This is a genomic window from Patescibacteria group bacterium, from assembly GCA_023380635.1.
In the GTDB taxonomy this organism is placed as follows: Bacteria; Patescibacteriota; Microgenomatia; order JAMCZE01; family JAMCZE01; genus JAMCRP01.
The window spans coordinates 16,454-42,275 of record JAMCRP010000001.1 but is presented as its reverse complement, the minus strand read 5'-3'; the positions used below and the strand labels follow the sequence as shown (position 1 = coordinate 42,275).

General features: G+C 47.8%; 28 protein-coding genes, 1 tRNA gene and 1 pseudogene. 12 read left to right on the top strand and 18 right to left on the bottom strand.

Annotation, left to right across the window (positions count from 1 at the left end; translation table 11 throughout):
- Window positions 1–671: 671 nt before the first annotated feature.
- From M1403_00290 to M1403_00275, 4 genes are read right to left on the bottom strand one after another with little or no spacing between them, the layout of a single operon-like run.
- A complete protein-coding gene (locus tag M1403_00290) occupies window positions 672–1,505 on the bottom strand; it encodes a hypothetical protein (GenBank protein ID MCL4397463.1) in 834 nt (277 codons plus the stop codon).
- A 25-nt stretch (window positions 1,506–1,530) separates the two neighbouring features.
- The gene (gene ruvC / locus M1403_00285) at window positions 1,531–2,046 is read right to left on the bottom strand and encodes a crossover junction endodeoxyribonuclease RuvC (GenBank protein MCL4397462.1); all 516 of its coding nucleotides are present in this window, start codon (window positions 2,044–2,046) and stop codon (window positions 1,531–1,533) included.
- A 3-nt stretch (window positions 2,047–2,049) separates the two neighbouring features.
- Window positions 2,050–2,274, bottom strand: coding sequence for a hypothetical protein (locus tag M1403_00280; protein MCL4397461.1), 225 nt, complete (start codon window positions 2,272–2,274; stop codon window positions 2,050–2,052).
- Window positions 2,258–2,944 (bottom strand): YebC/PmpR family DNA-binding transcriptional regulator, encoded by a 687-nt coding sequence (locus M1403_00275; GenBank protein ID MCL4397460.1) that lies wholly within the window; start codon window positions 2,942–2,944, stop codon window positions 2,258–2,260. The genes M1403_00280 and M1403_00275 overlap by 17 nt, the downstream gene beginning before the upstream one ends.
- 70 nt (window positions 2,945–3,014) lie before the next feature.
- Here M1403_00275 and M1403_00270 point away from each other — a divergent pair, with 70 nt between their 5' ends.
- Window positions 3,015–3,773 (top strand): tetratricopeptide repeat protein, encoded by a 759-nt coding sequence (locus M1403_00270; protein ID MCL4397459.1) that lies wholly within the window; start codon window positions 3,015–3,017, stop codon window positions 3,771–3,773.
- Between the two features lie 129 nt (window positions 3,774–3,902).
- Here M1403_00270 and M1403_00265 read toward each other — a convergent pair whose 3' ends face one another.
- The 7 genes from M1403_00265 to M1403_00235 all read right to left on the bottom strand — a co-directional run bounded on the left by M1403_00265 (window position 3,903) and on the right by M1403_00235 (window position 11,258).
- A complete protein-coding gene (locus M1403_00265; protein ID MCL4397458.1) occupies window positions 3,903–4,841 on the bottom strand; it encodes an LCP family protein in 939 nt (312 codons plus the stop codon).
- 8 nt (window positions 4,842–4,849) lie between these two features.
- Window positions 4,850–6,058, bottom strand: a complete 1,209-nt coding sequence (tgt, locus tag M1403_00260) for a tRNA guanosine(34) transglycosylase Tgt (GenBank protein MCL4397457.1) — start codon at window positions 6,056–6,058, stop codon at window positions 4,850–4,852.
- 135 nt (window positions 6,059–6,193) lie between these two features.
- A complete protein-coding gene (locus M1403_00255) occupies window positions 6,194–6,508 on the bottom strand; it encodes an RNHCP domain-containing protein (protein MCL4397456.1) in 315 nt (104 codons plus the stop codon).
- Window positions 6,509–6,547: 39 nt separating this feature from the next.
- Window positions 6,548–8,221 carry a cation:proton antiporter gene (locus tag M1403_00250; protein ID MCL4397455.1) on the bottom strand — a complete coding sequence of 558 codons (1,674 nt, stop codon included), beginning with the start codon at window positions 8,219–8,221 and terminating at the stop codon, window positions 6,548–6,550.
- 28 nt (window positions 8,222–8,249) lie between these two features.
- Window positions 8,250–8,984, bottom strand: coding sequence for an RluA family pseudouridine synthase (locus M1403_00245; GenBank protein MCL4397454.1), 735 nt, complete (start codon window positions 8,982–8,984; stop codon window positions 8,250–8,252).
- A complete protein-coding gene (locus M1403_00240; protein MCL4397453.1) occupies window positions 8,984–10,015 on the bottom strand; it encodes a prolipoprotein diacylglyceryl transferase in 1,032 nt (343 codons plus the stop codon). The genes M1403_00245 and M1403_00240 overlap by 1 nt, the downstream gene beginning before the upstream one ends.
- Window positions 9,996–11,258 (bottom strand): MFS transporter, encoded by a 1,263-nt coding sequence (locus M1403_00235; GenBank protein ID MCL4397452.1) that lies wholly within the window; start codon window positions 11,256–11,258, stop codon window positions 9,996–9,998. The genes M1403_00240 and M1403_00235 overlap by 20 nt, the downstream gene beginning before the upstream one ends.
- Before the next feature lie 100 nt (window positions 11,259–11,358).
- On the opposite strand from M1403_00235, the gene M1403_00230 reads away from it, so the two are divergent.
- Window positions 11,359–11,817 (top strand): hypothetical protein, encoded by a 459-nt coding sequence (locus tag M1403_00230; GenBank protein ID MCL4397451.1) that lies wholly within the window; start codon window positions 11,359–11,361, stop codon window positions 11,815–11,817.
- On the opposite strand, the gene efp is transcribed toward M1403_00230, so the two are convergent.
- The 3 genes from efp to M1403_00215 form a co-directional block, all read right to left on the bottom strand.
- Window positions 11,810–12,385 (bottom strand): elongation factor P, encoded by a 576-nt coding sequence (gene efp, locus M1403_00225; protein MCL4397450.1) that lies wholly within the window; start codon window positions 12,383–12,385, stop codon window positions 11,810–11,812. The genes M1403_00230 and efp overlap by 8 nt on opposite strands.
- 11 nt (window positions 12,386–12,396) lie before the next feature.
- Window positions 12,397–13,347: an NGG1p interacting factor NIF3 gene (locus tag M1403_00220; protein ID MCL4397449.1), complete on the bottom strand. Its 951-nt coding sequence runs from the start codon at window positions 13,345–13,347 to the stop codon at window positions 12,397–12,399.
- 144 nt (window positions 13,348–13,491) lie between these two features.
- Entirely contained in the window at window positions 13,492–13,938 is a 447-nt protein-coding gene (locus M1403_00215; GenBank protein ID MCL4397448.1) for an RAD52 family DNA repair protein, read from the bottom strand.
- Between the two features lie 63 nt (window positions 13,939–14,001).
- On the opposite strand from M1403_00215, the gene M1403_00210 reads away from it, so the two are divergent.
- Window positions 14,002–14,086 (top strand) — tRNA-Leu (locus M1403_00210).
- Between the two features lie 16 nt (window positions 14,087–14,102).
- On the opposite strand, the gene dnaB is transcribed toward M1403_00210, so the two are convergent.
- Window positions 14,103–15,428 carry a replicative DNA helicase gene (gene dnaB / locus M1403_00205; GenBank protein MCL4397447.1) on the bottom strand — a complete coding sequence of 442 codons (1,326 nt, stop codon included), beginning with the start codon at window positions 15,426–15,428 and terminating at the stop codon, window positions 14,103–14,105.
- Window positions 15,429–15,905, bottom strand: a complete 477-nt coding sequence (locus tag M1403_00200; GenBank protein MCL4397446.1) for an MBL fold metallo-hydrolase — start codon at window positions 15,903–15,905, stop codon at window positions 15,429–15,431.
- Between the two features lie 58 nt (window positions 15,906–15,963).
- Between M1403_00200 and M1403_00195 the strand changes: the two genes are divergently transcribed.
- The 9 genes and pseudogenes from M1403_00195 (at window position 15,964) to M1403_00155 (ending at window position 23,484) form a co-directional block, all read left to right on the top strand.
- Complete coding sequence (locus M1403_00195; protein MCL4397445.1) at window positions 15,964–16,428, top strand: hypothetical protein; 465 nt, start codon at window positions 15,964–15,966, stop codon at window positions 16,426–16,428.
- On the top strand, window positions 16,428–17,081 hold the full coding sequence (locus tag M1403_00190) for a hypothetical protein (protein MCL4397444.1): 654 nt from the start codon (window positions 16,428–16,430) through the stop codon (window positions 17,079–17,081). The genes M1403_00195 and M1403_00190 overlap by 1 nt, the downstream gene beginning before the upstream one ends.
- Window positions 17,082–17,089: 8 nt before the next feature.
- Complete coding sequence (locus M1403_00185; GenBank protein ID MCL4397443.1) at window positions 17,090–18,097, top strand: efflux RND transporter periplasmic adaptor subunit; 1,008 nt, start codon at window positions 17,090–17,092, stop codon at window positions 18,095–18,097.
- Window positions 18,097–18,771, top strand: coding sequence for an ABC transporter ATP-binding protein (locus M1403_00180; GenBank protein MCL4397442.1), 675 nt, complete (start codon window positions 18,097–18,099; stop codon window positions 18,769–18,771). Before M1403_00185 ends, M1403_00180 begins: the two co-directional genes overlap by 1 nt.
- 95 nt (window positions 18,772–18,866) lie before the next feature.
- A complete protein-coding gene (locus M1403_00175; protein ID MCL4397441.1) occupies window positions 18,867–20,072 on the top strand; it encodes an ABC transporter permease in 1,206 nt (401 codons plus the stop codon).
- A gap of 25 nt (window positions 20,073–20,097) precedes the next feature.
- Window positions 20,098–21,354, top strand: a complete 1,257-nt coding sequence (hisS, locus tag M1403_00170; GenBank protein MCL4397440.1) for a histidine--tRNA ligase — start codon at window positions 20,098–20,100, stop codon at window positions 21,352–21,354.
- Window positions 21,341–22,249, top strand: coding sequence for a DMT family transporter (locus M1403_00165; protein ID MCL4397439.1), 909 nt, complete (start codon window positions 21,341–21,343; stop codon window positions 22,247–22,249). Before hisS ends, M1403_00165 begins: the two co-directional genes overlap by 14 nt.
- Window positions 22,250–22,263: 14 nt before the next feature.
- Window positions 22,264–22,452: pseudogene (gene rpmE / locus M1403_00160) on the top strand (50S ribosomal protein L31).
- Window positions 22,453–22,569: 117 nt separating this feature from the next.
- A complete protein-coding gene (locus M1403_00155; protein MCL4397438.1) occupies window positions 22,570–23,484 on the top strand; it encodes a PCRF domain-containing protein in 915 nt (304 codons plus the stop codon).
- Here M1403_00155 and M1403_00150 read toward each other — a convergent pair.
- A complete protein-coding gene (locus tag M1403_00150) occupies window positions 23,453–24,631 on the bottom strand; it encodes a trypsin-like peptidase domain-containing protein (protein MCL4397437.1) in 1,179 nt (392 codons plus the stop codon). The two genes, M1403_00155 and M1403_00150, sit on opposite strands and share 32 nt — an antisense overlap.
- A gap of 7 nt (window positions 24,632–24,638) precedes the next feature.
- Window positions 24,639–25,817 (bottom strand): S41 family peptidase, encoded by a 1,179-nt coding sequence (locus M1403_00145; protein ID MCL4397436.1) that lies wholly within the window; start codon window positions 25,815–25,817, stop codon window positions 24,639–24,641.
- Window positions 25,818–25,822: the final 5 nt, after the last annotated feature.

Below are 25,822 nucleotides of genomic sequence, written 5' to 3'. Positions count from 1 at the left end.
CGGGTGCCGGCGTCAAGAGAAAAGGTTCCTTTAAGGCATTAACTATTTAGAGACAATTAAAGAAAAGAAAAGAAAAGAAGAGAACCTCTCTAATGGTTTTAAGTCCGTCGCCACTGTTCTCTAATGGAAGATCACATAAGAAACTTAAGTATCTTAAGATGCTTAAAACGAAAGCCATTATCGAGCCTTTATCTGGAAGAGGGCTACGGGCGCTACTCTACTTTGGAGCCTAACAATGCACTAATCGTTAACTTTTGAGCGTAATAATATGCAATTTGGCCTTTATTATTCCCGCAAAGAATAGAGCGTCAATACGGGCTAATTTCGTTATTTCGAGCCTGTCTTCTTCCGTTTTGCCTCTGCAGTGTAAGAACCAGAGTTGAGGGCGCGGTAAGATCTAGCGCCGTGTTACGCTCCGCTATTTTGTTTTGTGCTCAATAAAACCTAGATTAATAGTTAAATAAGGCATAACTTTGGAGCGTAGCAAGGCCCTATAGTCGTAAAACCGAGCGTAGCTTTCGGGTTTTTTGCGGACCTCACTGCTTGCACCGAGAAGCGAAGCGACCGAGGTGATATAGTTTGATATCTGTGAAAAATAGGAGCACAACCTCGTGAAAGAATATCCCCGCTAGCCTCAGCTTGGTCCTATAGTTTTTGTTTCTCTCACTCTCCTATCCGCCCCATTGGGCCGCAAAAATTGTGATCAGAAAAACAAAAACAGCCACAAAAACAAATTCATTAGCGATGCGCCGGTTTAATCTTTCATCAAAATGGTACTGGATGATGCCCACCATTTCGTAAAAAATGGCCGTCAGAAAAAGAGCGACAATAGAGATCCCGACCGGCCAGAAAGACAAAATCCAGGCCACCTCGCCAAGAATGATCGTAGCAATAAAAGAATAATTTATAGTTCTCTCCCCGATCTTCTCTTCAAGAGTGGCGCTCCAAACCGCCTGGAAAATCAGCGGACCGGAAATAAGCATCACAAAAAAGAAATCCAGAAAACCGCTTAAGTGAAACGAAAACAGGACAATATAAAGCAGCAGAGCCGAGGCGACGGTCACCAGGAAACCAATAGAGTGCGCTACCCGTAGCAATTGAATATTTCGGATAGCAGCAACATTATAGATGTTAGCCGTTAAAATGCTGGCATAATACCCCACCACGAAACCAGCCAGAAATAAAAGTCTTACCGCCAAAGACAAAAGCATGCTAGTATCTGAAGAAACGGAAACAGTGGCAATCGTATCGAAACCCGACGGTAAAAGCGGAAAGGCCAGGGCCGAGCCCAGAGCGAACATTGCCGGCAGGATCGGTAAAGTCAGCCACTCTACCCCATTAAAGTCCTCGTCCTTAAGAGCCCAGATGGTGACGGCAATCGAGGCTAAAGCAAATAAAACGACCCGGAAACGCCACTGCAAAAAAACTCCCAGACCAGCCCGGCTCAAAATAATTCCCGCAAGCAAAACGAAAGTCGCAATGACAAACTTTTGGCGCTTTGACATACTTCAAGCGTTTAGCGGGAAGCGCTTAGTGTTTAGTTTTTTTCTTGACGCTTTCCGCTTGACGCTTCATGCTCTGTTTAATGTGGTGGGTAATCGCTATCGCCAGCCCGTCAGCCGCATCGTCAGGCTTAATAATTTTATCCATTTTAAGAATTTGCCGGACTCCTTCCTGAATCTCCTTCTTCTTGGCCCGGCCGAATCCCGTAATGGCAAACTTGACAGACAGTCCTTGGTATTCAAAAACGGGGATTTTATATCTGGCCGCCTCGGCCAAAACCACCCCTCTCGCCTGCCCGACAGCAATGGCGGTTTTGGCGTTAATGCCAAAAAACAGCGCTTCGATCGCCAAAACATCCGGTTTGTGTTTGGCCAGAATTTTACCAATTTCTCCCTGAAGATATAACAGCCGCTCGGGCATCGGTGTTTCCAATGAGGTTTCCAGACAGCCGGCATCTACAAAGGTCAAGGCATCGGCCTTACCATTTCTGATTAAACCGTAACCCAAACGGGCCGTGCCGGGATCAATACCAAGAATTAACATAAGCTAAATTTCCCTTTCACTGCTTTCTGACCAGTTGCGCATCGCCGGAGTTTCAACGGGAGGCACTAGCGTATCAGGGTGCGTCGCCTGAGGCTCAGGTTCTTTACTTTTTGGTTCTTTTTTCCACAATTTATAAAACTTTTCGCGCAAGCTGCCAGGTTCGGGCGGAACATACAATTTATCCCAACCTTCAATGAATGTTTCCGTTTTTTTATCGGGCGTTGACATAAATTTCCTGGACATCATCTAAGCTGTCCAGGGCCTCCAATAAATTATTTAACTTTGACTTCGTTTCTTCATCAGCCACCTCTACCATGGTTTCCTTATTCGGCCGGAATACCAAGCTCCCTGATTTACCCAAAGCTTCACTAACCTGGTGCAAGTCCTCAGGACTAGTATAGACGAAATTGTCCTCCACATCGAGAGCTCCGGCTTCGACCGCCTTTTCAAACACCGCTTCGCCGTTATCCGCTTCAATTTCCCCTACCCGGGTAAAAAGATAGGAAACTGACCCGGGCGTGCCCAGATTGCCGCCATGTTTATTAAAAAGGTTGCGGATTTCCGACGCAGTGCGGGTGTTATTATCCGAAACCGCTTCAACTATTACAGCTGCCCCGCCTGGGCCAAAACCTTCAAAAACCGCTTCTGTCAGAGCTGCTCCTTCCCCTTTTCCGGCCCCTTTATCGATTGCCCGCTGAATGTTTTCCTTGGGCATGTTAGCTGCCCGAGCTTTGTCGATGGCCAGCCGCAACCGGAAGTTAAAGTTCGGGTCAACGCCTCCACCCTGCCGGACAGCGATGGAAATCGCGTTGCCCAGCTTAGTAAAAGCCGCGCCACGTTTGGCGTCATTAGCGCCCTTGTCTCTTTTAATTGTGGCCCATTTTGAGTGTCCGGACATACCGATATTATCCTATGATCTCTTGACTTTTACAATGTATCCCCTACAATTCCTTAAGTTTATTTACTGCATGACCAACCTCTGCGACGACGCTATCAAGGCCGCCCTCTGTAATGACTGGAAACTCGCTGTTGACCTCAACACCCGGATACTTAAGGAAAAGGATAACGAAGCTGATGTTGACTGCCTCAACCGTCTGGGGAAAGCTTATTTGGAGCTTGGTGACAATAAAAAAGCCGCTACAATCTTTCGGAAAGTTTTAAAAATTGACCGCTACGATTCCATCGCCACCCGCAACCTGTCCCGGGCGCTCTCAACAACCCCGTCTAAAAAAACTCCCCATCCCGCCTGCACTCCCACGGTTACCATCAGCTCTTCACCCAATTTTCTGGAAGAGCCGGGCCGCACCAAGTTAGTCGCCCTGGTGAATCTGGCACCCATGCGGACTTTGCTGAGACTCAACCAGGCAGACCAGGTTCATTTGGAATGCAAACGACACACGGTTGTGGCCACCGACATCGAAGCAAACTATCTTGGTTCTCTGCCCGATGACCTGGGCCACCGCCTGGGAATTTTGATTAAAGGCGGCAACCGCTATACCGCTCTGGTAAAATCCGTTTCCAAAAGCCAGCTAATTATTTTTATCCGGGAACTCTCCAGGGTCAAAAAGTTTGCCGACACGCCCTCGTTCGTCGGAAGCAACCAGGATTATTTCAGCTTTATTCGTGACGAACTATTAACCGAAACGCCGCCGGTTACAGAAACGGAAGATGATGAGAGTTCGATTACTTCTAAACTTCACGCTGACGAGGAACCTGAGGCAACTTAATTACGCCGAACAAACTGCCCTTTCGTTTCTTAATCTTCTCGATAATTTCCGGAGCGTGCAAATCTCCTAAGCTCCGCCAAGCCAGGACACCGGAGAGCATAAAAATTATCGCAAATATCAGGATTATATTCATTTTGTTAAATAATCAGCGTAATTTTGGCCCAGCATAACGGTCACTGCCGCCCGGCTGCCGTCGTCTTTCTTTTCTATTTTACACCCGTAAATAGCAGCAATCCGGCTGACGGTGAGCGAAGAAAACGCGGTGCTGTCTGCTTGAATTTGGCAGGTGGGCAAAGCCGGTTCCCGGCTGTCGACATTAACCACCGTTAACCCGATATTGGAAAGCAGTCGTTGGGCCCGGCTGCCCAGTCCGGTGGCTTCGGTCGTGTTAATAACTTCGACCCGCAAATTTTCATCCTGCAGGCGGCTTTCAGAAAACATCCCTGAAAGGGCGCTATCTACCTCTTCTTTTTCTAAACTGATCGCTGTCGAGCCGTCAGCCAACACTAACGGCGAAGCCACTTTTTCCAAATCGACAGATTGTATCTTGTCAAAACGCACCCCGGCAAGGTCGATTGCCAGTTCGAGCCGGTCTAAAAGACTGATATTTGATTTGGCCTCAAATAGAAACTCCGGCGAAAGAAAAAAGGTCTTAAGGTCTCCCAGAGTTCGGTTTGTGTAATAATAACCGTCAACCGGCACGCCCAGATATTCCTGCACTGTTCCGGCCAGAGTTTCCCCTCCGCGATGGTCCAATTCTCCTGCCGGATAAACCGAAGAAACTTTATATTGCCCGTAGCCATGAATCACTTCCGTAAGATATAAATCACCCGGCAATTTGACGACAACAGCGGATTTACCGATCTGGTTATAGGAAACCAAAACCGTCTGCCGACCTCCAAGAACAATATTGATGCGATCATAATGAGTATGAGTTCCTTTTAGAAGCGATGGCAATAGTGGCAGGGCTTTCCAAACGCCTAAAGCCAAGCCACCGAGAATTAACAGAAGGATTAGGCCACCATAAAAATTCCCCCCTTTGCGCCGATGGGCAGATCTGCGTCTCATTTATTCCTTTATTGTAGCCAATCCGCTTTCAGTTTTGCAAACCTTTTTTCACGAATGGCCTTCCGGATTTTCTTCATCAGCTGGTCCATGAAGTACAAATTATGAATTGTCGCCAAACGATAAGCCAATAGTTCTCTAGCACGGAATAAATGATGAAGGTACGCCCGGGAATAATTTTGGCAAGTATAACAATTACACCCCTCCTCTATAGATTTTTTGTCTAAAGAATAAATACTTTTATTGATATCTACCGTGCCGTTTTTAACCAGCAGCCAGCCCATCCGGGCGATCCGGGTCGGGTGAACACAGTCAAAAATATCGACTCCCCGCTCAACTCCCTCAAAAATATCGTCTACTGTCCCGATACCCAGCAAATGCCGGGGTTTTCCCGGATGTAAATGCGGGTGAATCCAGTCAAGAATTTCTTTCATTTTTGCCTTGGAAACCAGGGCTCCGCCAACCCCGACACCAAAAAAATCATTCTCCGAAACAAATTTAGCCGATTCGATCCGCAAATCTTCAAACGGGCCTCCTTGTATGACGCCAAACATGGCCTGTGAAAGGCCATCCCGAGCTTTAGCAAAGGATCGCATATGATTAAGTGATCTTAATTCCCAGCGATGGCTTCTTTTCATTGAAAGCTGGGTGTATTCGTAGTCATGTAATGGGCTGGTACATTCATCCAAAGCGACAATAAAATCTGAGCCTAGTTTCTGCTGAGTTTCCACCGAAATTTCCGGCGAAAAGAAGTGCACTGTCCCGTCAATATGCGACTGAAAAGTCGGGCCGTCTTCTTCAATTTTGCACAGTTTGGTCCGCACCACCAGTTCTTTGGGATCAACCGCGATTGTTTCTCCCAAAACCATGTCCTTGGCAAACAGGTCAATCATTTTGCCGACCTGGTGTTCAATGCCAAAACCCAAACTGAAAACCTGAAACCCGCCCGAATCTGTCAGAATTGGCCGGTCCCAGTGCATAAACTCATGCAGTCCCCCCATCTTGGATACCGCATCCGCTCCCGGGCGAAGATATAAATGATAAGTGTTGGCCAGGATCATTTGGGTTCCGATTTTTTCGAGATCTTCCGGAGTCAGAGATTTGACACTGGCCTGTGTTCCGACCGGCAAAAAAACAGGGGTCTCCACTACTCCATGAGGCGTGGTTAGTTTTCCAACCCGGGCGCGTTTATCTGAAGCGGTAATTTCAAATTTAAACACGCCATATTATGGCATTACGGCTTTTGCGAAGCAATCTCGTTCAGCTTTAACCGGCCCTTTCTTCGTCCGGTCAGAAATTTCATGTTCTCCCCGAATCTCCTGCGGGTTTTTTCGGGACCGAAACTAAGGTTCATCTTAGTGCCTGGTACTTAACTCCGTTATTTTAGCAAAATCATCGTCGCCTGCAATCCGGTTAAAGCGTTCAAAGCCGCATTTGACGCAGCGGTGGGTTAAGACAAATTCCCCGGTACGCCGGGTGGTAACGGCCACGGGTTCCATTAAACCCTGGCAGGAATTGGCCCGGTCGCCGGGCATATCGCTATCCACGTGCTTGCTCCAAAGACAGTATGGGCAGTGGTTGCGGTAAGAACCGCCATATTTAATTGGTTCTACCTTTTTACGGCAGTGTTCGCAAACGAACGGGTCATTCCTGGCAATAAATTTAGGCATCCTCAGTAATTTTCAATTTACAATTGAAAATTTTCATTGTTACTGTACTTCTCTTCTCGCTTGCTTAAGATAAGTTGCTGTCCGCACCTTGTCTACTCCCAGAGAGTCCAGGACCCGGTGGCTCATGGACAGCCCGGCTTCAAGCTCCGGCGAAACCACCGCCGTGGCCCCCAAAGCGTAGAGCCGCCGGTGGTCTTCTTCAAAGTGCGACCGGCAGACAATCGCGACGCCCGGGCGAAGGTTCAAGGCGTTTTCAATAATTAATTCCTGAGAATAACGGTCCGGCACTGCCACCATGACTGCTTTCGCCCGACCGATACCGGAAAAAGCCAGGACTTCCCGGTCGGTCGGATCACCCAAAACTGTGGGGACCCCGGTTGCTGCCAGTTCCGAAGTAACATTGTGATTATAGTCCACCACGACATAGGGCACGCCGGCCATAGCCAGAATTCTCGTGATATGTTTTCCTACCCGGCCGTGGCCGCAAATGACCACATGATCGGAAAGTTCCACTTCCGAATGTTCCTTGCGGTAATGATCAAAACTGGAGAATAAAAGGTCGTAGAGCCGGGGCGACCAGCGCGCTGCCAGTTTTCGCAGATCTTCATAAACGGACACCGCTAAACCAAGCTGCCAGGGTGTCACCATCATTGTTAAAATTGTCACCGCCAGAATTAAAGAGTAGGTGTTTTGGTCTATCAAACTTCCGGAAAGCCCGAGGCGAGCCACCACAAAAGCAAATTCTCCTACCTGAGTTAAAGATAAACCAACCTGTAAAGCCGTTTTTAAATGGTATTTGAAAAACAGAGTTACCGCCAGGCTGACGACAAACTTTACAAGAATTACCAAGAGGGTAAATTTAAGAACCATTAACCAATTAGCTGCCAAAAACTGCGGCGAAACCAAAACCCCGAGCGTCACAAAAAAGACCACGGCAAACACATCCCGCAGGGGCCGGATCTCGCTGAAAATCGCGTGCTGCGAAGCTCCCTCAGCAATTAATAGCCCGGCCAGAAACGCCCCGAGAGCAAAAGACAGACCAAAATAACTGGTTACTGCTGCCGAAAGCAAGACCAGCCCTACAACAGCAATTAGAAGCACTTCCCGACTGCCGGTTTCTGCTACCTTGGTTAAAAGCCTGGGCACAATCTTTTTGCCGAGAATTAAAACGAGGTACAGTAAAACCGCTGCCTTAAGAAGCGAAAAAGTCAGGGCGGAAACCATCGAGTTAAGCGAACCGCCCACGGATATGGCGGGCAAAACGGTTAAAATCGGCACGACCGCCAGATCCTGAACCAAAAGCCAGCCAACCATAATTTCCGACGGGAGCGTATCGAGCTCTCCCCTTTCCGACAGCAGCTTCACGACAATCGCCGTCGATGACAGAGAAAACACTACGCCGGTAAGGATCGATCCGGTAAAGAAGGAGAAAATTATGGTCGTTAGAACCATCTGGATAATAGCTCCGAAAACGGCAATATTGCGCACCCGGCTAAGCCTGCGGAAAGAAAATTCCATCCCCACGACAAACATTAAAAAAGCCAGCCCCAGATCTGCCAGTTCGTTAAGATCCGCTGTCTGGAAAACCGGACCGAGGATAATTGTCGAAATTAAACCGGCCAGAAGATAACCGGTTAAAACAGGCTGATTAAGTTTCTTGGCAACCCAGGCGCCTAAAAAAGCCACCAGGAAAACTACCAACAGAGATACCATCAATTTATTCTAAACCAAATTTATCTCATTAGTCTACTTTGACCAGCTTATCTAATGCACTCTGAAGATCGGAAGGCAGCGGCAAAGAAAATGACATCACTTCGTCCGTTACCGGATGACGAAAAGTCAGTGAAGCGGCGTGTAAAAAAAGCCGCGGACACCAGGTTAGATCCTGTTTCGACTGTTTTCTTCCTGCGTAAATCGGATCAGAAACGAGGGGATGGTTGAGGTATTTTAAATGAACCCGAATTTGATGAGTTCGGCCCGTTTTCGGTTCGCATTCGAGGTAAGTGAACTTAAAATTCTTAAGATCCTTAAGATAGTTAAGCATCCGATATTTCGTTTCCGCCTTTCTTCCTCCGGGAAAAACACCAAAATGCATCCGGTTAAAGGGATTGCGTTCAATTGGGGCTTTTATCGTGCCAGCGGCGGGATAGACTTCCCCGTGAACCAGGGCCAGGTACTTTTTGGTCGTTTCCCGGTTTTTAAATTGATTCTTTAAGTTCTCGAATGCCTGGGGAGTCTTGGCGATTACCAGTACACCTGAAGTGTCTTTATCTAACCGATGGACAATACCCGCCCGGCTGGCAAACTCCTTTTCTATTTCCGTTACAATTTTAAATTTTAAATTTAAAATTTTAAATTCCGCGAAATCCTGAATCGTCTCTGATTTCGCGGCTGTTTCCGCCCGGTTAACTACCACTCCCGCAGGTTTATCAATCACCAGAAGTGCGTCGTCTTCGAAGATAATTCGTGGAGACATTAGCGCTCCCGCTTCTTTTCGCAGGATAAACAAAGGGTGGCTGTCGGCATAGCGGCCAAACGGTCCGTATCAATCATCTTGCCGCAGCCTTCGCAGATGCCGTATTTACCGATTTTAATCTTTGTCAGAGCCTTGCGGGTCGAAACCATCACGAGGTTTAATTGCTGTTGCATGGCGGCGACGCGTTCATGTCCGGCCTTGGCTGCTGCTTCCGTATCCTCCGATGCCCGATCCAAGAGCCGGGAATTATCCGCGAACGGATCTTCTTTTTTAAGATCATGCAGCCGGTGTTCCGCGTCGCGGTGTTTCTCTTCGAGGTAGGTTTTAATCTGTTTTAATACCGATGCAGGAAACTTGACCATAAAGACAATGCCGCTAACAGCAATTATCGCCAGGTAAATAACCTTTTCCGCGCTGCCAGTAGCTTCACCAAGTATTAAAAATGAACTCAGGAAAAAAATCAAGTAGGAAGACATAAAAAGCCCGGGGCGACGCGCTAAATCAACCAATTTGGGGCTAGCATTAATTTTATAGTTAAGAGCCAAAAGGAGTGCGGCAATGGCGGCAAAAATAACCAGCATTGCCGGGAGAAGATATTTCGGGGCGCCCACCAAACAACCGTCAAGAAAACACCCTGCCCAGCCGACGGTAACCGCCCAGGAGAAAGCCAGAGCAAAATAATCCAGAATCAGAAGGCTTTCCAATTCTAAAATGTGCGAGCTTACCATGGCGGCGACTAATCCTCCGGCAAAACCCCAGGGAAAAGACAGCCCGGCGTAATGATTAAACAGAAAAATCCGCGACGGATCTGCCCCGAACACCTCCCAGTGGGAAAAAACATAGCCCAGCCGGGCAAAGATTATGGCGACAAAAATGGTTAAAATAAAAGTGTCGAAAACTTTTTCTTCCGGCAGACCCTTTTTGCGGGCCTGCTTCCAAACCAGAAATGAGGCCAAAAGAACCGCCAGGCTTAAAAAAACCCCAAAGCTGTAAATAGTGACCGGGCCGACCCTAAGAAGAACTGGAAGCATAAGTTTCTCTATTATACTTTATCGCCAGGATCAAAAGGATTATGCCGGTAAACATCATCACAAACCGTACGCCGATAACATCCGCCAAGGCTCCGGACAGGACAATCGGCACCACTCCGGCCAGACCAATCACTGAAGAAACTACTCCGTAAACCCGGGAGCGAATCTCGGGAGGCGTATTTTCCTGAATTAAGGTGTTGACCGGAATATCTAAAAAAGCATTGGTAAAACCAAGGGTCAGAAGAATTACCAGACTGATCGGAATTACCGGTAAACCCGTCGGGCCAGCCAATTTATCCACCAGAGAATAAATTATCAAGACCAGCGCTGCCGCTAAAAAGCCGCCCTGAATCAGGTTTTCCCGTTTAAAGCCACCCATAAATTGACCGATGGAAACCGCCCCCAATACCATCCCGGCGGCCGCCGGAGCCATGACCAAAAGCGAAACATCTGTGACCGGCAAATGTAAAACCTGGTCTGCAAACCCCGGAGCAATGACCCCTAGGATCCCGATGGTAATCTGAGAGGCTCCTAAAAGATAAATTCCCCGCCGGACAACCGGATTATGATAAAGATAATCCAAACCTACCAGAAAGTCGCTGAAAAGTTTGGCAAAATCCAATTCCCGGTGGGTTTGAGTAAATTCCCAAACCGGTTTTCCCGGAAGTCTGCTGGTGAAAACCGAGGCAACTAAAAAAGCCATCGCCACGACCATGAATGTCCACTGCGGCCCGAAAAGCTGCAGAAACGGTCCGGCCAAAACATTACCCACAATTACCGAAGCAAAAAAAGTCACGGAAAAAAGGCTGTTAGCCGTTAAGAGGAGTTTTTGATCCTTAACCACTTCATGGATCGTTCCCGCTTCCGCCGGGAAGAAAAACTGGGTAATAATACTAATTAAAAAAACCAGGGAGTAAAGCCAGCCAATTGTTTCTGCCGAGACCAGAAACGCCAGCACCGCCAGAACGCGCAGGAAATGGGAGAAAAACATTACCGGCTTGCGCCCCCAATGGTCTACCAGAACGCCGGCTAAGGCTCCCAAAAAAATGTTAGGGATTGTCACCAGCAGGACAACAACCGAAACGGCGGAATTGCTCCGGGTAATTTCATAAATTCGGATCATGAGGGAGAAAAAGAGCAGATTTAAAAACACCTGAGATAGCAGTTGGGAAAGCCAGAGGTTACGAAAGGCATCGATCTTCAGAACTTGAAAAAAAGTAATATTCTTCAAAGCCCGGGCCATCTTAAGCAAAATATTAGGCCCCAAATACGGGCCCAAATAAGATTAACAAACCTGGCAGAAATTGACAAGGGCTGCTATACTAAAAAAACAACTTAAAAAGATGACGCTAACGGCGCACTCGATAATTGCTGCGGCTATCGTTTCCAAAGTCACTAATCCCGCCATTGGTCTACCGCTCGTTTTTACTTCTCACCTGCTTTTGGACAAGGTTCCCCATTGGGACATTATGACCAATAAGAACAAGAGTCACCAGCGGATTGCTCTGGAAACTTCGGCTGATATTATCCTTGGTTTTGTTGCTGCCGCCGCCTTTTATCTTCTTCGGGGACCATCTGTTGATCCGGCGTATTTCTTTATCGCGATCTTGGTGGCCCAGTCTCCTGATCTTCTGGAAGCACCGTATATTTTTCCCCGCTTTGACAATCCCGTTTCCAAAGGTGTTTACAAATTCCAGCACTATATCCACGATCTCTGGTTTGACGCACGGCTTATGGCCCCATGGGGAGTAATTTCTCAGGTGGCGGTGGCCGGAGCTTTCCTGCTTTGGAGCCTTACTTAGCCCGTTCGACGTATTCTCCTGAATCGGTATTTACCACGACCATTTCTCCCTGATTAACAAACATGGGAACTTTAATGCGGGCGCCGGTTTCAAGAACCGCGTCTTTGTAGATATTAGTCACTGAGTTGCCTTTATAACCCGGTTCGGTGTCGGTAATTTCAAACTTCATTTTTAGCGGTAAGGAGACGGAAAGCGCTTGGCCTTCATACATTTTTAGGTCTACCTCGGTACCCTCTTTAAGAAATTTTGCTGCCTCGCCGACCAGATCCTGAGGGGTCTCAAACTGTTCGTAAGTTGAGGGTTCCATAAAAACTAAATTGGCACCGTCACGGTAGAGGTACTGCCCGCGCTTCTTTTCCAGAATTACCTCGGAAACCCGAGCCCCGTTAATAAAAGCCTTTTCGATCGTGGTCCCCGTTTTTAAATTGCGGATTTTTACTTTGATGGTTGCCGTTCCCCGGCCCATTTTGACATGCTCGTACTTAAGCACGACCCAAGGTCCGTTTCCGACTAACGGATCCTCGAAGACGGTCCCTGACCGCAACTCAGTCACCCCAATCATGGCCATACTATTTACTATTACTTACTATTACGCTTTACCCGGATTAACCCCGAGCACGGCACTATTTGTACACCCTGACGCTCTATTTCGTCAAGGAATAAATTCATGCCTAGCGAATCCGAGCTTATGTGCCCGGCGACAACCATGTTCACATGATACTTTTCCGACTCTTTGCGATGTTCCTCCGAGGCATGCATACCCACAATGGTCCCTACTCCAGCCTGGGCCAGTTTTTCGTAAATTTGCGGCGACCCTTCTGTTCCGCCGGTGATCTCAATCGGAGCCACCTTACCTGCCCGTTTCTTCGCATCGCCCACAAAAATCATCGGCCCAGCTTTACCGCGGGTAGCTTCCTGGTACTCTGGAATCGTCATCAAAAGATCAACGACTTCGCCAACGGTTTCCGGTTTTTCTTTCTCAAACAATTTCTTTAAAAAGTCATAGACTAAATTATCAGTAAAAGTATGGGCGCACATCATCGCAAAGCCCAAAAGCCTGGCAGCATCAACATTCTGCTGATGATTGGCCGGTGAAATACGGCGGCGAACCTCACCCATTCGCTCGCCCAGCAAATGTTCGGCCACATTTACCGGCACGCCATAACTTCCTAAAATATCCACATTCAAATCCATAACCTCATGAAGCGCCGACCAACTCTCACCTTCAGGATGATGAGAAATTAATAAATCAACTCCGCCCAGCCGATCTGCCAAAACTACTTCACCAGTATAAATATCGATGCCAACTAAAATTTTTTTAATAACTTTATTTCTGTTACCAAGAAGGATCCGGGAGTCAACATAGGGATTAACTAAGTTTTCTTTATCAAAATATTTCTTCTGTTTTTCCGGCAGTTCTTCATATTCCTTTTTGATACGGGCCAAATATTTCTCCACCCCCGCCTTGCCACGGGGATCTGCGGCAATCGCCATTTTTAAACCCAGCAGATAGATATCTTCCAACGTCATAATTATATTTTATCAGATTTGACGGGTGGCAGCGAGACAGATGCCTTAAACGCGAAACTGAGCGGCGAGCGCACGACTACTGGAGTACGCAAGCTTAGCGGTTGAGCGCCTTAAGGGTGGTCGAGCAGACAGGACCCGTCAAATCTACTCTTCGGAGCTCCAAGTATCCAGATCCTTCCAGTAAATGTCCCCGGCCACACCAAGAAGCGAGGCACATTTTTTTAGGCAATCGGAGGCGGCGGCTTTAAGATCGTCGGCAATGCTAATCGCTTCCCCGGTGGCCCGGTTAAACTTGATATCTGCCCCGCCGTATTGGGCTTTGGTGATCTGTTTATCGTTTATCCGGACCGTGAGTTCTCCCCGCACCCAAACCTGTTTTTTGCCGATTTCCTGCTCCCAGATCTGAAAATCCCAGTCCCAGCCAAAAGCCTGGTTAAGCAGGTTGACCACATAGCCTATTTCTACATAGGACAAGGGCTTTCCTCCGGGTCCCGGCCGCGTTTTGACATATTGGGGCGGCGTTTTCTGCGTTAAGAAAGTTTCCTGAGCTTTATTGAGATTTTTTGGCAGCTCACTCGGTTTCTCGGGCATGCTCGAATGATAGGATTTATATGTTAGAGAGAGACTATAAGAATGCTATAATTAGGTATACTTGGCGCGGTGTTGGAATGGTAGACAAGCCAGTCTCAAAAACTGGTAGCCATAATAGGCTGTGAGGGTTCGACTCCCTCCCGCGCCACAAAATATTTTTCTACTTAGGTCTTGGCTAAAAGCTTAAACTGCATCATCGCCCCGTTAAACATGTAATTTATTTCGCGAAGCGCCCCGTTGCGGTGTTTATCGATTGATAAGGTAGTCGGAATTTTGTCTCCCGGGGCCAGGTCTTTGGTTTCTTCGCCGCGATATAAAAACATCACCACATCCGCGTCTTGTTCGATTGATCCCGATTCCCGCAGATCCGCCAGTTGCGGTTTTTTGGAGCCACGCGCCTCTACTTGCCTATTCAACTGCGAAGCAGAAATGACAGGAATGCGTAGCTCTCTAGCGAGGTTTTTTAGAGCCTGGGAAACAATTGACACCTCTTGGACCCGGGACTCGAGACTGCGTCCTGGGTTAACCAGTTGCAAATAGTCTACTAACAGTAGTTTTAATCCGTGTTCCATCTGGAGCCGGCGCGCTTTGGTGCGCATTTCCATGAGAGTTATGCCCGGCGTGTCATCAATAAAAACGGGGGCTTCAGCCAAAACTCCCATCGCGTCCTGCAGTTTGTCTAAATCCTCATCGTCCAGTTTTCCGGTCTTGAGTTTCCAGGCGTCGATACCGGCCTGCATGACCAAGAGCCTGTCGCCCAGTTCCTCTTGGCTCATTTCCAAGGAAAAGACCCCCACCGGCATTTTTTCCTTCACCGCCACATGCTGAGCGATGTTTAACAGAAAAGCTGTTTTACCGATGCCGGGCCGAGCCGCCAGAATGACCAAATTGCTTTCCTGAAACCCGGCTAACACATCATCCAGATCTTTCCAGCCAGTCGGCACTCCCCGAAGACCCGCTCCTCGCTTTTGAATCTCATCCAGCCGGTCAAAACTCCGGGTCAGAATATCTTTCATTGAAACAAAATTGCGCTCCAGGTTCTCCTGAGAAATGCTAAAGATTTTTGATTCCGCCTGGTCCAAAACATCCTGCAGATTTTTTCCGGAATCAAAGGAAAGTTCGGTCACAGCCGCCGAAGCCGCTATAAGCTGGCGTTTAGCACAAAGTTCCCGGATGATTTTGCCGTACTCTTCCACATGAGCCGAAGTGGGAACCACGGCCGTCAGTTCCGTCAGATAGGTTGAGCCGCCGACATCTTTATAGGTTTTCAGGCCTTTCAGTTTTTCGGTTAAAGTCAGAAGATCAATCGGGCGACGTTCTTCGTAAAGGGCCAGCATCGCCGAGAAAATTTGTCCGTGGCGGTCTTCATAAAAATGCTCGGGGCGCAAAAAACCGGCCACTTCGACAATGGCATTTTTGTCAATTAATATTGCCCCGAGGACAGACTGTTCTGCCTCCAGGCTATGAGGAGGAATTTTGGGATCGGCCATTTATTCAAGTACGACTACTGTCGTGGTCTCCGGCAGTTTTTCGGCAGAAGTAACTAGTTTCGCTTGGGCGACAGCCTGTTCTGTCCCCATTTGTTTCAAAAATTTTGCCCGGTTTTCACTGTTTCCGATGGGCACCACTATCTGGGGCTCAAGTTGGGCAACCACTTCCGCGGCCGCGTCAGCACTGAGAGTCTCCACCGGAATTAGCAAAACATTCGCCGGCCCAATTTGATTACTCTCCTGCTCAGTCAGTTTCCGATCCAGGTTATCCAGATAGACTACTAAAACATTATCAACATTGACCCGGTAGATCGTCCGGGAATCGACCGCCACCCCGACCACATCCACCCCGTTAATTTCAAACTCTCCCGGCCCGGGGACAACAAACTCCCCCACCGATAACTTGGCATTACTGACTAACGCCGGGGAATTTTTTCCTTTAATTTTTATGTCACCTTTACTTAAACTAATTTCCATATCAGCTGCATTTTAACCCAATGAAGCTTGTTGACAAGAGACTTAACTGTATCATAGAATGGCGCCGGCTGTGAACCGCGAAAAAATAATCACTATCGTCATTGGTTTGTCCGCCGGCGTCCTCGCTGCAGGCGGTTATTTCGCCTTCCAAAAATTTTTACCCGCTATCGGTAAAACCCCGGACCAGATCTTTACTAAACCGCAACCACAAATCGCTGCGACATCAGCTGCACAACCGGAAGTTTCCGGGGCGACAGGCCTGGCTTTGTCTTTGGACCAGATAAACGATAACATTTCTACCTCCGAAGCCAACCTTTCCGTTTCCGGAAAAACCGTTCCGGTCGCCTCCGTTGTCGTCTTTTCCAACGCTGACGAAAAAATCGCCTCCGCTGACGCCTCCGGAAATTTTAAGACAACAATAAAATTGGAAGAGGGAGAAAATAACCTTTCGGTTACGGCCTTTGCTAATCAAACAAACTCGGCTGTCATCCGGCGTAATGTTACTTTAGAAATTGCTCAGTAATGAAGAAACTAGCCAGCTTATTATTCTTAATCTTTCTATCTTATATTTTATTTAGCCGCAGCGCTTTAGCGGCGACGGCGACTCCTTCTCCCTCCGCTACTTCTTCCGCCCGCTCTCAGGAAATCCAGGACCAGGTTAACAAACTGGTCAATAAACTCTCCGGTGATCTGAAAAGAACTTATACCGGCAAAATTAAATCCGTCGGGGCCGCCTCAATTGTCATTTCGACTACTGAAGGCGACCGCACTATTACTACCAACGAAGTTACCAGTTTGTACCGGATCACCGCTGGAAAGCGGGCGGAAATTACTTTTAGCAACCTTAAGGACGGCGACGACCTGGCTGCTTTCGGGACGATTGACCCGGGAAATATGGAAATGACGGCCCGGCAGATTATTGTCAAAATTCATCGTTATAATCTCGTGGGGACGATTAAAACTAACGAAAAAAATGTTCTGACGGTTAAAGAATTCGGCGGTCCCGAAACCAAAGTGGACCTCACCGGCGCCATTTTGAAAAAGAATCTCGGCACCATTTTCTCCGCTGCCAAATTGGCTGATTTTAAACCCGGCTCGACCGTCATGGTGTTAGCTTACACTGACCCCAGTTCTCCTGTTCTCTCTACCCTGAAAGCTGATATACTCTCGCTGTAATTAACTTTATGCGCCAAATCACCAAGCATCGCTGGTTTTTTATTATGGCTGTCTTAATCATAGCGGCTTTTGGAGGTTACTTTTTTCTTCTGGCGCCAAGACTGACCCCTAAAAAGAGTTTCTACACCGTTAAGCGGGAAAATCTTTCGGAAACCCTGTCTTTTTCCGGAAGTATTAAAGCGGCCGAAAGCGCCAATCTTCATTTTCAAACTTCCGGGCAGCTCATCTGGGTAGGGGTTAAGCCCGGCGACACTGTCAAAAAGTATCAGGTCCTGGCCTCTTTGGACCAACGCGGAGTCCAGGACGACCTGAAAAAATATCTGAACGCCTATATGTCGCAGCGTTGGGATTTTGAAACCGCCAAAGACAATTATAATTCACAATTAACTTCCGACCTGAAGAAAATTCTGGATAAAGCCCAGTTTGACCTTAATTCTACGGTCGCGGATGTGGAAATTAAAAACCTGGCGGTTGAATACTCTAACCTCTGGACACCAATTGACGGGATCGTTGTTTCCGACCCGGTACCGACTGCAGGGACCAACATTACTTCCACAGGGACGGAATTTGATATTGTTAACCCTCGCACCCTCTATTTCTCCGCCTCGGCAGACCAGGCAGATGTGGTGAGGCTGGCCGCTAATCAAAGCGGAGAAATCATTCTTGATGCTTATCCTGACAAAACCATCACTTCGGGTATCACCGCGATTTCCTTTACGCCAGAGACCGGCGAAACCGGCACTGTTTATGAAGTAAAAATGACTCTGCCGGTAACCAACTCCGATTATTCTTACCGTCTCGGCATGACCGGGAATGCCGATTTTATTGTCAGAGAGGCTCAAAATGTGATTGCGGTGCCGACAAAATACATTAAATCCAACGATGACGGCTCAAAATATGTCTGGATTATGGCCAACGGCAAAAGAATCAAACAAAACATTGAAACCGGCGACACTTTTGACACCGACACGGAAGTCAAATCAGGACTGACCGAAGGGATCCAGGTGACTGATTAATGATCAAGCTGCAAAATGTTTCCAAAGTCTACACCCTCGACGGTGATGACCAGAAATTTCTGGCCCTGCAGGATATTAATTTAACGGTTAAAAACGGTGAGTTCAGCGCGATTATGGGGCCCTCGGGTTCGGGTAAATCAACTCTCATGCACCTGATCGGTCTTCTCGACCTCCCCTCCTCCGGGAAAGTTTTTATCGACGATAAGGATATTTCCCGGGTTTCGGATACGAATTTATCCAAGCTGCGTAACGAATTTATCGGTTTTGTTTTCCAACAATTCAACCTTTTGCCTAAACTGACGGTTCTGGAAAATATTCTCCTGCCGGCAGTCTACGCCCGGCACAAACTTTCCTATAATCCGGAAGATAAAGCAAACTACCTTCTGGAGCGTTTTGGCATCGCCCAAAAAGCCCGCTCTTTTCCCAATAAACTTTCCGGCGGCCAACAGCAACGGGTCGCCATTGCCCGCGCCCTGATTATGTCTCCAAAACTGGTTTTGGCCGATGAGCCGACAGGCAATCTGGACACCAAAACCGGCGACGAAATTATGAAACTGCTGGCCCAATTAAATAAAGAAGAAAAAATTACTATCGTGATCGTTACGCATGAACCGGATATTGCTGCCAAGACAAGAAGAATTATTAAAATCAGGGATGGACATATTGAGAAGTGATCTCACGAATATACGAATTGCCGCAAATATACAAATATACGAATTTGTAGATTTGTATATTTGTATAGGATTTGTATATTCGTGATTACTCTTTTATGAACTATTTTCGTTTTATCTTAAAATCGGCTCTTTTTGATTTTTCCCGCAATAAAGGGCGGACTTTTTTGACATCTCTGGGTATTTTGATCGGGGTCTTATCGGTTGTTTTACTCACGGCTTTCACTTTGGGCCTTAAAGAATATATTCGTCAGCAGTTTGAAAGCCTGGGCACCAACCTGATTTACATTATGCCCGGAGATTTAAGCAGTGGCGGCGGCATGGCTGCGGCCGGCGGAATCGGAGGAATTAAATTCACTCTTACTGACGCCCAGAAAGTAAGCCGAGTTCCGGGAGTTGAGGCTGCCTTGCCGATGACCGCCCAGTTTTCCAAAACCCAGGGCGAAACCGATACCAAAACCTACGAAGTTGTCGGCGGGCCGGCTGATGTTTTTAACACTTTAAACCTAGAAATCGATAAGGGAGAAATGTTTACCAAGGCCGATGTCGGCAGAGGAGCGAAAGTCGCAGTCATCGGCTCCAAAGTGGCGACGGAAATCTTTGCCGACGCTGATTCGGCTCTGGGAAAAAAGATCCGCATCGACAACCTGGCTTTCCGGGTCGTGGGAATTTTGATACCAAAAGGCGGCGGCGGCCTGGGCGGCCCGTCGATGGACGAACATGTTTTTATCCCCTACACGGCAGCCAGCCCTTATCTTGAAGACAAAAAGTTTTACGCCATTTACGCCAAAGCGGCCAACGGCACTAATCTGGCCACGGTCAAAGCGGATATCAAAAAAGAGCTTCTGAAAAAATATGACGAGGATAAGTTCTCGGTGGCCGACCAGACGGAGATTCTCTCTATCATTAATTCTATTTTCGCCATCCTTAATACGGTTTTGGTTGCCATCGCCGCCATTTCTCTTCTAGTCGGCGGGATTGGAATTATGAACATTATGTATGTTTCGGTAACGGAGCGAATTAAGGAAATTGGTATCCGCCGGGCCGTAGGGGCAACCAAGTCAGACATCTTGGCCCAGTTTCTTCTGGAATCCGTGATTTTATCTCTGTTTGGCGGTTTAGTCGGGTTACTCTTGGCTTTTTTAATTACCCTGGCCGTCAAGAGCATTTTCCCCGCTTACATTGATCTCGGTTCTGTGGCCCTGGCTTTGGGAGTCTCCTCAATAATTGGTATTGTCTTTGGTGTTCTTCCCGCCCGTAAAGCCGCCAATTTATCTCCCATTGAAGCCATCAGATACGAATAAGCTGTGAATTTGGTATCATAAACCTATGGCTAAATTGATTGAGCCCAGAACCCTACCCGGTTTCCGCGACTTTTTGCCTGAAGATATGGCTGTCCGGAAACGGGTTATTAGCATTCTTACTGCCGTCTTCGAAAAGTACGGTTTCTCTCCTATGGAAAATCCGACACTGGAATACCAGGATATCCTTCTAGGTAAAAGCGGGGCGGAAGCCGAAAAACTCATGTATTTGTTTAAAGACCCCGGCCAGCGTGATGTGGGCATGCGTTACGAACTAACCATCTCTACTGCCAGAGTTTTGGCTCAATACCCCAATTTAGTTAAACCCTTCAAGCGTTATCAAATTCAGCCTGTTTGGCGGGCAGACAAACCCCAGAAAGGCCGGTACCGGGAAATTACTCAGTGCGACATCGATACTTTCGGTTCAAACTCTCCCCTCGCCGACGCGGAAATTATTGCCGTTATTTATGAAGGGCTAAGAGGTTTAGGATTTAAAGAATTTACTATCAGGATTAACAGCCGGCAAATTCTCTTTGCAATGATGGCTAAAGCCGATGTGCCGCAAGACAAATATTTAACAACTATTCAATCAATTGACAAATTGGACAAAAAAAGTCAGGAGGAGGTTGAAAGGGAACTCGAGGAAAAAGGTTTCAGTAAAGAAACGGTGAAATCGATTTTTGATAATATTAAAAACGTCAAGCCAGACCAAAACCTGACGGAAATATTTGATGCGGTACAAGCCCTTGGAGTTCCCCGAGAATATTACAAGTTTGAGCCTTTTCTTTCGCGCGGCTTAGACTACTACACCGGAATTGTTTTCGAAACATCTGTTACCGAACCCAAAATCGGTTCTGTCACCGGCGGCGGACGGTATGACAGACTTATCGGAAAGTTTATCGGCCAGGATATTGCCGCGACCGGAACATCATTTGGTATCGACCGCATCTGCGATGTCATTACTGAGCTTAATCTTTGGCCAAACCTGTCAAAAACACCCACCACCGCTCTAGTCACTATTTTCTCGCCGGAATTGTTAGCAAAATCTTTGGAATTGACCGAAGTACTTCGCCAGAAAAACATCAATACCGAGGTTTATCTCGACGCGACGGCAAAACTCGACAAACAACTTAAGTATGCCGATGCTAAAGGAATTCCGTTTGCCGTTATTATCGGTCCCGACGAGGTGGAAAAGAAATTGGTGACGGTTAAAAATCTGCGTTCTAAAACTCAGACTACTACCACGCCGGCGGATGCGCTAAAGTTAATCAGTGAGAAAACTTAATTACCCCATTCTGGCCCTAATTATTGCTAATCTTATTTGGGGCGCGTCTTTTCCGATTTTGAAATTATCCCTGGAAAACATTCCTCCGTTGTCCCTGGCCTTTATCCGCTTTTTAAGCGCTTCGCTAATTTTGTATCCGTTTGCCCACAAAACGGCTAAATACGCGGACTTAAAAAATAAGTGGCTGTGGGTCTATGCTCTGACCGGTATCACCCTGAATATTCTTTTTTTCTTCTTCGCTTTGGAAAACACCACTGCCTTGGATTCGACAATTATTGCCTCTTCCGGGCCGATTATGGTTCTTATCGGTTCCGCTATCTACTTACGGGAACGGGTGAAAAAAAGCGCCATTATCGGCACGGTCATCTCCTTGGCCGGAGTTTTGACGATAATTATCCAGCCCATTTTAGCTCGGGAACCAAGCATGCAGATCTTTGGCAATGTTTTGATGATCTTTGCTACTTTGGTGGCAGCCATTAGCACCGTGGCCGGGCGGAAATTTTTAACTGCCGGGAATGCCCTGGCGATGACCTTTTGGTCCTGCTTTATCGGCACCCTGACTTTCCTTCCATTTCTGTTTACCGATTTTTTCCAAAACCCGGCCTGGTTTACTCAACTTGACTACCGCGGCTGGGTGGGAATTTTCTACGCGTCAATCCTCTCCACGGTCGTCGCTTACACTGTCTATGACTGGGCGTTGGCCAAGCTTTCGGCCTACCGCACGAGCGTTTTTACTTACATTGACCCCGTGGCCTCCATCGTGATCGCGATTCCATTATTAGGAGAAAAAATTACCTGGCCTTTTGTTATTGGAACTTTTTTAGTATTCCTCGGTATCCTTATCGCCGAGCGCCGGATCAGCTGGCACCCCCTACACAAGCTGCTGGAAAAATAGTATAATTAGCTGTCATGAAAGCCAATATCCATCCGACATACTATCCCAATGCCCAGGTGATTTGTGCCTGCGGCAACACTTTTACGACTGGTTCCACCAAGCCTGTTATTCGCGTGGAAATTTGCGCTAAATGCCATCCGTTCTATACCGGCGCCCAGAAGTTCGTGGACACTGTCGGCAAAATCGAGAAGTTCCAGGCCAGACAAAAAGCGGCTGCGGCTAAACAAGCCGTCGTTAAAGCCAAAAAGGAAGAAAAGACCCGGGAGGAAAACCGCCCCAAGACGCTTCGCGAAATGCTCATGCAAGCTAAATAGATTGCCATGGATATCCCCGATTATCTAAAACCCCAGATCGAAGAAATCGATAAAAAGATTGCTGAGGCTGAGAAGCTTAAAGCAGATCCTTCTATGGCGCAGCTGGCCCAGGAAGAAATAAATAAACTTGAGGAAGAGAAAAGCTACCTAATTTCTCCCGTTTCCGCCGAGCCGGAAACTCCCGGGGTCGACAAGTATGACCGGAGAAATATCATTTTGGAAATCCGCGGCGCGGCCGGCGGTGAAGAGGCAAAGTTATGGGGTCAGGATTTACTAAGAATGTATAGCCGCTACGCCCAAACGCAAGGCTGGAAAGTTTTTCCCGAAGGCGATTTATCCATAAAGATTACGGGCAAGGGAGTCTATGGAAGACTGAAATATGAATCAGGCGTCCACCGGGTTCAGCGTGTCCCCGTAACGGAATCGTCAGGCAGAGTTCACACCTCGACGGCAACTGTCGCCGTCATGCCGGAGTTGGAAGACATTGATGTCAACATTAATCCCGCGGATCTGGAATGGGATTTTTTTAGGGGCGGTGGCCATGGCGGCCAGAATGTGAATAAAGTCAGCAGCGCCGTCCGCTTAACCCATAAACCCACCGGCACAGTTGTTACTTGCACCGAAGAGCGCGATCAATCCAAAAACCGGGAGAAAGCCGAGAAAAAATTGCGCCAAATTTTGTGGGAACGGGAAGAAGAAAAACAATTGTCCGAAATGACCGCAGAGCGTCGAGCTCAGGTGGGCACCGGCATGCGCAACGAAAAGATCCGGACTTATAATTTTTTACAGGATAGAGTTACTGATCATCGCCTGGACCAAAATTTTCATAATATCAATGTGATTATGGACGGCAAACTGGACGAAATTATTAACGAATTACAGAAGAAGTTTACTGAGAAGCTTCCGTCAGCGTCGCTTTAAGGTCCAGGGTCTGGCCGGAGCCACTGCCGCTGCCGTCGCGGTAAACCGTCAGGTCAATGGTATTTCCGGGTTTCAGTTTGGAAATGATGGAAGACAGTCCCCCGCTGGTATCCCGCACAGCCTGGCCGTTAATTTTGGTAATGATATCTCCGTCCTGAACTCCGGCTTTTTCTGCCGGCGAGCCGGAAACAACCGTCTGGATGTAAGCGCCTTCCGGAATTTCGTTAAGGATGGAAAGCTGCCGCGAAACCATTTGATATTGGACACCCAGGTAGGCAATGGCCGGAAAACCCCCGGCTGTTTCAAAAGCGTTCAGATCACTTTTCAAAACATCTACCGGCAAAGCAAAGCCGATGTTTTGGGCATTAGAGGCAGTCGCCACATTGATGCCGATCACCTGGCCGGAAGAATTGAGCAAAGGACCGCCGGAATTGCCCGGGTTAATTGCCGCTGAAGTTTGAATAATATTGTTCAGTTGCTCGCTCCCTTGAAACGGCGCGCCCGCGGTAATGTCCCGGCCGATGCCCGAGACGACACCGGTCGTCACTGTGGAACGGAACTCCCCGAGAGCCGTGCCGATCGCAATGGCAAACTGGCCAACCTGAAGGTCATTGCTGTTGCCCAAAGTGACTGTGGGCAAATTGGTCGCGTTAATTTTAATAATGGCCAGGTCGTTATTCGGATCACGGTAAATCTTTTGAACATCGTAGGACTTGTTATCCGCCGTAATCACCCGGTACTTTGCGCTGGTGTCCGAAACCACATGTTTATTGGTCACAATTAAGCCGTCTGATTGAACGATAAAGCCCGAACCGATATTTTGCGGAGTCTGGGGCGAGGGCGAATTTTGCGGAGCCTCGAAAAACCCAAACGGTCCGAAATTAAAGTTCGGCGCGGACTGGGCGCTTGGAGTAATGGCAACAGTAACCACCGTGGGCGTCACTTTTTTAACCACATCGATTGTGACCGATTCTTCAGTGACAACCTGGGTGTTCTGTGAAGGTTGAAGCACGCCGACATTGGGTCCGGAAATATTTAATTTTGGCAGTTGGTTGGTTTTGAAACCGAGAACACCGGAACCTACTCCCAGAAGAATTAAAATTAAAACCAGGGAGATAGTGGCAACGATTTTACTTTTCCGGTTCATTCTGATGCTATTGTATCGAGTTTCCTGAGAACAAGCTTAAGGCTTTATCCAGCTGCGCGTCTTTAGTTGGATCATTAGCGTCATTTTCTATTTTAACATCAGGCGTCAAACCGGTACCGTTAATCCAATGATCGTTAGCCAGAAGCCATTTGGCAATTGTCACATGCAGACCCGAACCGTTGGGCAAATCTTCTGCTTCTTGAACGCTCCCCTTTCCGAAGGACTGCGTCCCGACAATTTTCGCCCGGCCGGCCACTTGTAAACTGCCCGCTAGAATTTCGCTGGCCGAAGCCGTACCTTGGTTAATCAAAACTACCATCGGAACCGAAAGCAGTTTGCCGGGACGGTCAACGGAGTAGGTCTGCGTCTGATTATTATAATCCTGCTGTTTAACCACAACTCCGCTTCTTAAAAACTCCGAGGCAATGTACACCGCTCCCGAAAGATAGCCACCGGGGTTATTGCGGACATCGAGAATTACCCCCGCGGGATTGCTGGCTACTATCTCGTTAATGGTTTGATCCCACTGCGGATCCGTCTGGTCGCCGAAACGGTTTAATTTAATATAGGCAATGTTGTTACCGAGTTTTTTCCATTCCACGCTTTTTAAAATAATCTGCCCACGGGTAATGGTCACATCAACGGGCTTATCGGCTTTCGGGTGAAGAATATTTAGCGCCACCTTGGTTCCTGCCGTTCCCCGGATTTTGGCCACCGTCTCCGGTAAGGTCCAGCTGGCGGTATCCTGATTATCTACTTTAACAATCCAGTCCCCGGCCAGAATTCCCGCCTTCTGAGCCGGGCTGTCGGATATCGGTGCCACGACCACGATCCGGTTATCTTTTATACCGAGTTCCGCCCCGATGCCTTCGAAACTGCCGTTTAAATCCTCTTTGGCCTGTTGGTTTTGTGTCGGCGGCAGAAAAACGGTGTAGGGATCACCGACAGCCGACACCATGCCGGAAATGGCGCCATAAACCATTTTCGAAGTGTCCAGTTTGGTTTTGTCGACATATTTGTCGGAGAGTTCGTTCCAAACCGTCCAGAAGAGAGTTAGATCGGCATTTTTAACCGGAGTGGAATTGAAGAGTTTTGTCTGGGCGCTGCCCAGTTTATAGCCAATGCCCCCGGAAAGGATCGCAATAGCCAAAACCAGAAAAAAACTGCGGATAACCCTCAGTCGCATGGAGT